Annotated in this window: 6 protein-coding genes; 5 read left to right on the plus strand and 1 reads right to left on the minus strand. The window is 51.3% G+C overall.

The features are described 5' to 3' along the window. Positions 1-141 precede the first annotated feature (141 nt). The 5 genes from HI950_RS26160 (at position 142) to HI950_RS26180 (ending at position 5,241) form a co-directional block, all read left to right on the plus strand. Positions 142-1,890 (plus strand): ABC transporter ATP-binding protein, encoded by a 1,749-nt coding sequence (locus HI950_RS26160; protein WP_169084178.1) that lies wholly within the window; start codon positions 142-144, stop codon positions 1,888-1,890. Positions 1,891-1,911: 21 nt separating this feature from the next. Further along, positions 1,912-2,586 (plus strand): response regulator transcription factor, encoded by a 675-nt coding sequence (locus HI950_RS26165; RefSeq protein ID WP_169084179.1) that lies wholly within the window; start codon positions 1,912-1,914, stop codon positions 2,584-2,586. Beyond that, positions 2,583-3,668 carry a sensor histidine kinase gene (locus tag HI950_RS26170; protein ID WP_169084180.1) on the plus strand — a complete coding sequence of 362 codons (1,086 nt, stop codon included), beginning with the start codon at positions 2,583-2,585 and terminating at the stop codon, positions 3,666-3,668. The genes HI950_RS26165 and HI950_RS26170 overlap by 4 nt, the downstream gene beginning before the upstream one ends. Before the next feature lie 115 nt (positions 3,669-3,783). Next, complete coding sequence (locus HI950_RS26175) at positions 3,784-4,035, plus strand: GlsB/YeaQ/YmgE family stress response membrane protein (protein WP_169084181.1); 252 nt, start codon at positions 3,784-3,786, stop codon at positions 4,033-4,035. Positions 4,036-4,311: 276 nt separating this feature from the next. Further along, positions 4,312-5,241 (plus strand): MBL fold metallo-hydrolase, encoded by a 930-nt coding sequence (locus HI950_RS26180; RefSeq protein ID WP_411268147.1) that lies wholly within the window; start codon positions 4,312-4,314, stop codon positions 5,239-5,241. 53 nt (positions 5,242-5,294) lie between these two features. Here the strand turns inward: HI950_RS26180 and HI950_RS26185 are convergent, their stop codons facing one another. Further along, entirely contained in the window at positions 5,295-6,290 is a 996-nt protein-coding gene (locus tag HI950_RS26185; RefSeq protein WP_169084183.1) for a DUF1835 domain-containing protein, read from the minus strand. Positions 6,291-6,848 lie beyond the last annotated feature (558 nt).

Here is a 6,848-nt window from a genome sequence, read left to right on the forward strand (position 1 = left end):
TGGTATCATTGTTTATTCCCAAGTGATGAAACAAGAGCGGCGTTCATTTCTCCCCATCGTTTAAACTGCGTTTAAAAAGGCAAGGTAAAGTAGAAAACGTGGCGGAGAGAATAGAGAATAGAGAAATAGGAGTGAAAACCGATGAAAGATAAACAAAATAGCAATGTTAAGCGGTTCATTGCACTAATCATGGAGACGAATCCTCCGAAGGTTATGTTAACGATAGCTATTGTCCTTAGCGTCATTACGACGCTCGTAGGACTAACCATCCCCCTATTTACAAAAAATATGGTGAATGGATTCTCGCTTGGTTCGTTAAGCACGGCGCAGATCGTAGGGATGGCGGTTGCTTTTATTGCTCAAGTGGTGTCTGGCGGCGTGTCGGTCTATCTGCTGCACTACAGCGGCAATAAGATCGTATCGTCCATTCGCGAGAGGCTGTGGAGCAAGATGCTGCGCTTGCCGGTTCCGTATTATGACAACAAGGCATCAGGCGATACCATTAGCCGACTGACGAATGACACAGCGCTGCTCAAGGGCCTTATTACCGAGCATGTGACCGGATTTTTTACAGGCATTTTGTCCATTCTTGGCGCATTGTCGATTTTGTTCTACATGAACTGGCAAATGACGCTTATTATGCTTACCGTGTTCCCGGTTGCCGCATTGATTATGGTGCCGATCGGCCGTAAAATGTACGGCATCTCCAAGGAGACGCAGGCGGAGAATGCGCGCTTTACCTCTGTCGTGAATCGTGTTGTATCGGAGATTCGCCTTGTGAAGGCATCCGGCTCCGAGCCTGTCGAATATGAACAAGGCCGTACGGGCATTCAAAATTTGTTTGGCTTTGGCTTGAAGGAAGCCCGCATGCAGGCGCTTATTTCACCGCTCGTATCGTTTATTATTATACTGCTGCTCGTTTGCTTGATCGGCTTTGGCGGCGTGCAGGTATCCTCAGGGGCGATGACGGCGGGTGAATTGGTCGCATTCATCATGTACCTGTTCCAGATCATGCTGCCGATTACGCAAATTGCCCAGTTCTTTACGCAATTTCAGAAGGCGATGGGAGCGACCGACAGCATTATTGGAATATTGGAAGCGAAAGAGGAAGATCAGGATAGCGGCAAAGCGGTTACGGAAATGAATCAGACGCTGCAGGTAGAAAACGTATCGTTCGCCTACAAGCCGGAGGAGCCGATTCTTCGGGATGTGAGTCTCACGATTGAAGCGGGCAAAGTAACGGCGCTCGTAGGCCCGAGCGGAAGCGGCAAAACAACGCTGTTCTCGCTGCTGGAGCGATTCTACGATCCGACCTCAGGCGCGATAAGGCTTGGCAAGACGGACATTAAGGACGCTTCACTCCGCTCGTGGAGAAGCCAGATCGGCTACGTCTCGCAAGAGAGTCCGATTATAGCGGGAACCATCAAAGAAAATCTATGCTACGGGCTGGACCGCGAGGTATCACAGCAGGAGATCGAGCAGGCTGCTCGAATGGCTTATGCAGATGGCTTTATTGAGGATTTGCCGGAAAGCTACGAAACGGAGGTCGGGGAGCGCGGCATTAAGCTCTCTGGCGGTCAGCGGCAGCGGATTGCCATTGCAAGGGCGCTGCTGCGCGACCCGCATATTCTGATGCTTGACGAAGCAACGTCGAACCTAGACAGCAAGTCGGAGGAAGTGGTGCAGGACGCGCTGAAAAACCTGATGGTCGGCCGCACAACGGTCGTGATCGCACACCGCTTGTCGACCGTGGTAGATGCCGATTCGATCGTATTTCTAGAGAAGGGCGTCATCACCGGCGTCGGAACGCATGAGCAGCTGTATGCGAGCCATACGATGTATCGCGAATTCGCCAATGGTCAGCTTCGAATGAATAGAACGGCTTCTTAACCAGGGGAAGAAGGTAGAGAGATGGGCTATGTGCTAGTTGTGGACGATGATCCGCATATACGGGAGCTTGTCTGCGTTATTTTGCAGAAGGAAGGCCTAAGCGTGCAGGAAGCGCCGGACGGTCAAGCGGCGCTTGCCCGGATGGAAGCTTCGCCTGCTGACATGGTTATATTGGACATTATGATGCCGCACATGGACGGCTGGCAGCTGTGCCAGGAGCTTCGCAAGCATTACGATATTCCGCTGCTCATGCTGACAGCCAAGGGCGAGATGGGCGATAAGGTGCGCGGCTTCAATCTGGGAACGGACGACTATTTGGTGAAGCCGTTCGATCCCGCCGAGCTGACCGTTCGGGTTAAGGCGCTGCTGAAACGTTACCGGATCGCGGTGTCCCAGCAGGTATCCGTAGCGGAGCTGATGCTGGATCGCCAGACGTATGAAGTGAAGGTTCATGCGGAATATATGACGCTTCCTCCGAAGGAATTCGAGCTGCTGTTCATGCTCGTTAGCCATCTGGGCCGCACGTTAACGCGGAATCAGTTGATCGAGGCGATCTGGGGCTATGATTTTGACGGCAACGAGAGGACGCTTGATGTTCACATCAACCGCTTGCGTGAGCGGTTTGAGGCATGGCATGTTTCGATTAAGATCAGTACGATACGCGGGCTCGGCTACCGGCTGGAGGCGCTCCTATGAAGCGGCGCTTATCGAAATTCGAGATTGCGCTGCGCTTCGCAGGGTCGGTGTCCATGGTATTTGTAATTAGCGGACTCGCTTTTTCGCTGGCTTATTGGCTCACGAAATGGTTTTATGCAAGGCATGAAGTGAGTTTGCCAGAGTATGCCCTGCAGTTGATCAACTGGGGATTGGGCATTTTTTTATTATTCATGCTGATTGCGGTCATTAATTTGCTGACTCGTCCGAAGCAGAGGGCGGTTTGGACCGAAATGATGGATGCGCTGAAGCGGATGGCTAAAGGCGATTTCAATGTCTCGCTCGACCGCGACAAAAAGTATCATGGCCAAATCGGCGCTTTCATCGAGTCCATAAATGATATGGCTCATGAGCTAAAGCAGGTAGAGCTGCTTCGTCAGGAGTTTATCTCCAACGTATCGCATGAGATTCAATCGCCATTGACATCGATTCGCGGCTTTGCGAGCACCTTGCAGCGCGAGGATCTGAGTCCGGAGGAGCAAAGGCATTATTTGTCGATTATTGAGAAGGAAACGACACGGCTATCCAAAATAAGCGATAACCTGCTCAAGCTGACGACGCTCGAATCCGAGCAGCAGCAGCTTGACCCGAGGCGTTACCGCCTTGATGCGCAGCTGGAGAGCATCGTTCTGGCCTGCGAGCCGCAGTGGCTGGAGAAGGAGCTGGAGCTGGAGCTCGCGCTGGAAGAAACGGAAATCGTGGCCAATGAGGAGATGCTTAGCCAGGTTTGGGTCAATCTCATTCATAATGCGATTAAGTTTACGCCTGCCCGCGGCAGTGTGAAGGTCGTGCTTAAGCGAGCGGAGAATGAAATAAAGGTGCTGATCATGGATACCGGCATCGGCATTGCGCCTGAGGATCAGCTTCGGATGTTCGAGCGCTTCTATAAGGGTGATAAGCAGCGTACGCGGACGGCTGACGGAAGCGGGCTTGGCTTGTCGATTGTGAAAAAAATTGTCGAGCTGCATCATGGCGAAATACGAGTAGAGAGCCGGCTGCAAGAGGGTTCGACTTTCGAGGTGGTTTTGCCGCATTTTATGGCGCAGCCAAGCGACAGCGTTTAAAGAAAACAGTGACCTTTCCCTCCCTTTCCACAAATTACACCTCGCCGCAATGATTCAAAGAGGGCATAAGAGGTTAATTATAGCTATATAACAGTTCAGAGAGGGGAAGATAAATATGAGTTTATTATGGACATTAATCGTTGGCGGTATTATAGGATGGTTAGGCGGATTGATTGCAGGGCGTGACATTCCGGGAGGCATTATCGGGAACATAATCGCCGGCTTCATCGGAGCTTGGCTGGGTACGCTTCTTCTAGGCTCATGGGGTCCGGAAATCGGCGGCTTTGCCGTTATTCAAGCGATTATTGGAGCCGTAGTAGTTGTGCTTCTGCTGAGCGCCATTATGCGTGGAGTAAGAAGGGCATAGCCTAAAGCTTTACGCAAAGTAAACTTGATAAAACCGTTGTTGAAGGTGTATCGTATACTTCAATAGCGGTTTTTCTGCGTTCAAAAGCTGAGATGAAAGAGGTTGAAAGAAATGCTTATAATCATTGGTCTCATCGCTGCTCTCGCCATTTTCATTTTCCTGATGCTGCGCTATTATCCTGCTCTTGGCGCAAGCCAGTCAAAGGAGCGGAGAGAGAAGCTTAGCCGCTCGAGGCAATATGCCAGCAAAAAGTTTATTAACCCTGTTCCGACGACGATGGAGACAACGACAGCCGAGAAGCTGAAAATGCTCGTCCAGTTCGTGAAGGGAAATCCGAAGGCTAGACCGGGCAAGCCCGTTGTAATTGAGCCGCTTAGCGAGGTTTATTTCGGTAAGGAGCCGCAGCCTAAGCTGACTTGGTTCGGCCATTCTGCTTCACTGCTTCAGCTTGAAGGCAAAAACATATTGCTTGATCCGATGTTTGGCAGCGTGCCTTCTCCATTTCCTCTCTTTGGCGGAAAAAGATACAGCGACAAGCTTCCCTTCGAAATCGAGCAGCTGCCGATGATCGATGCCGTGCTCATTTCCCATGACCATTACGATCATCTGGACTACGGTTCAATTGTGAAGCTAAAGGACAAAGTGAAACAGTTTATTGTGCCGCTTGGCGTTGCGCCGCATTTGGTGAAATGGGGTGTCGATCCCTCAAAAATAGATGAGCATGACTGGTGGGAAGAGTTTTCCTACGAGGGGCTTCAGCTGGCTTGTACGCCTGCTAGACATTTCTCGGGAAGAAGCCTTACGGATCGTGACGCTACGCTTTGGTGCTCGTGGGTTATACAGGGGCGCGGGACCAAAATCTTTTTTAGCGGCGACAGCGGTTATGGTTCACACTTCAAGGAAATCGGCGATAAATACGGTCCGTTTGATCTGACCTTAATGGAATGCGGGCAGTACGATGAGCGCTGGGCCGCGATCCATATGATGCCCGAAGAGACGGTTCAGGCTCACTTGGACGTACGGGGAAAGGTTATGATTCCGATTCATTGGGGCGCCTTTACGCTGGCCATGCATGATTGGACCGACCCGGTGGAACGCGCCGTGAAAGCTGCGAAGGAGAGAAATGCGAGCATTTCCACTCCGAAAATAGGCGAGACCGTATTCATTCAAGCTGCCGCGTATCCTTCCTCGCCTTGGTGGCGGTAATCGATATTAGGCAAGAACAGAACAGCCTGCCGGATAAATCCGGCAGGCTGTTGTTATAGTCGAGAGATAGCAGAGCGCTGTCGGTCCCAGCGCCACGGCGGCGTGCTGCCCTCGAGGAGCACGCCGCCGTACCATTCATGAATGCCGTTTAGCTTGATCCAATCGGCTTTATAACCCGCAACCTCAGCGCCTAATTCGGTTAAGCCGACCTTAACGTGCAAGAAGGCATGGGGCGAGTCGTTCAGTGTCGGGATCTTTTCGCTGCCCTCAATCGTAATGAGCGGGTGCGAGCCTTGCGAGAGGCGCCGCAGACAAAGCCAATATTCAATATCGCCCATTCCGAGCACATGAAGCTTGTCGGTTGCCTGAGAGAAGAGCTGCATGGGCGTATCGACGCCGCTCAATAGCAGCTCTAGCGTAGTTTGCTCCACGATGCCTAGGCCGTTCCGAACGGATGGGAAACGCGCTAAATGAAGCTCGAGAGCATCGTGCAGGTACGGAAGGGCGGATGTGTCCTCCTGAAGCAGCCGAGCAATCGGCTCTGGAGTCGGGGACGTATACGCTTCCCATGCTTTTTTGCCTAAAAGGAGCTGCTCCTTGCTTATTTCATGCCATGTACCGACCAAACCGGACAGCTGCTCCGCGGATAGCTGACCGAGGCCATGAAATAATGGAATGCCGGGGTATTGATTGATGCTTAGCAGATGCAGCCTCGTATGGCCCAAGGCTTGTCCCGCGAACCCATGCAGCAAGCAGCAAAGTATCGTTTGATCGAATAGATCATGCTCGAACCATAGCACGATATCATCGTGCTGTTGGAAGCTTGCCAGCATTTTTTCCTGCGCTTCCAATCCTTCGTGCCAAAGCTGCTGCGGAATGCCTAGCGCTTGCTCCAAATATTGCCCTCTGGCAGCTCGATTTGCCGGCAAGCTCGGCTGTTCAAATACGGGTCCGACCGTATAGATTTCCCGCCAAACGAGAATATCCCCTAAAGCGCCGCCCTCCTTGAGCTTTGTGCCAACCGAATCTCCGTTAACGATATGAAGCATGATCTCGCCTCCTTAATAGGTTAATTTTGGCGGAGAATGCGCGCTTTTGCAACCGCCAAACTTATACTACCTTTGATCTCATTGTTTCTAGATCTATTTCAGCTGGCGGAGTGCCCGGAGGCCCATTTGGCGGGCTGCGCGGCTATAATAGGTCTACTTTCTAGACCTATTTCCGTGAATTGGACTAGTTGGTGAGAAATAGATCTAGTTTCTAGATCTATTATCGCTAGCGGGGTATCCAGAAGCCCATTTGGCTGGTTGAGCGCCTATAATAGGTCTACTTTCTAGACTTATTTCCGTGAATTGGGCTAGTTGGTGAAGAATAGATCTAGTTTCTAGATCTATTATCGCTGGCGTAGTGCCCGGAAGCCCAATTGGCGGGTTGAGCGCCTATAATAAGTCTACTTTCTAGACCTATTTCCGTGAATTGGGCTAGTTGGTGAGGAATAGATCTAGTTTCTAGATCTATTATCGCTGGCGGAGTGCCCGGAAGCCCAATTGGCGGGTTGAGCGCCTATAATAAGTCTACTTTCTAGACCTATTTCCGTGAATTGGGCT

Origin of the sequence: Paenibacillus sp. PL91, assembly GCF_012935325.2 — a bacterium.
GTDB lineage: Bacteria > Bacillota > Bacilli > Paenibacillales > Paenibacillaceae > Pristimantibacillus.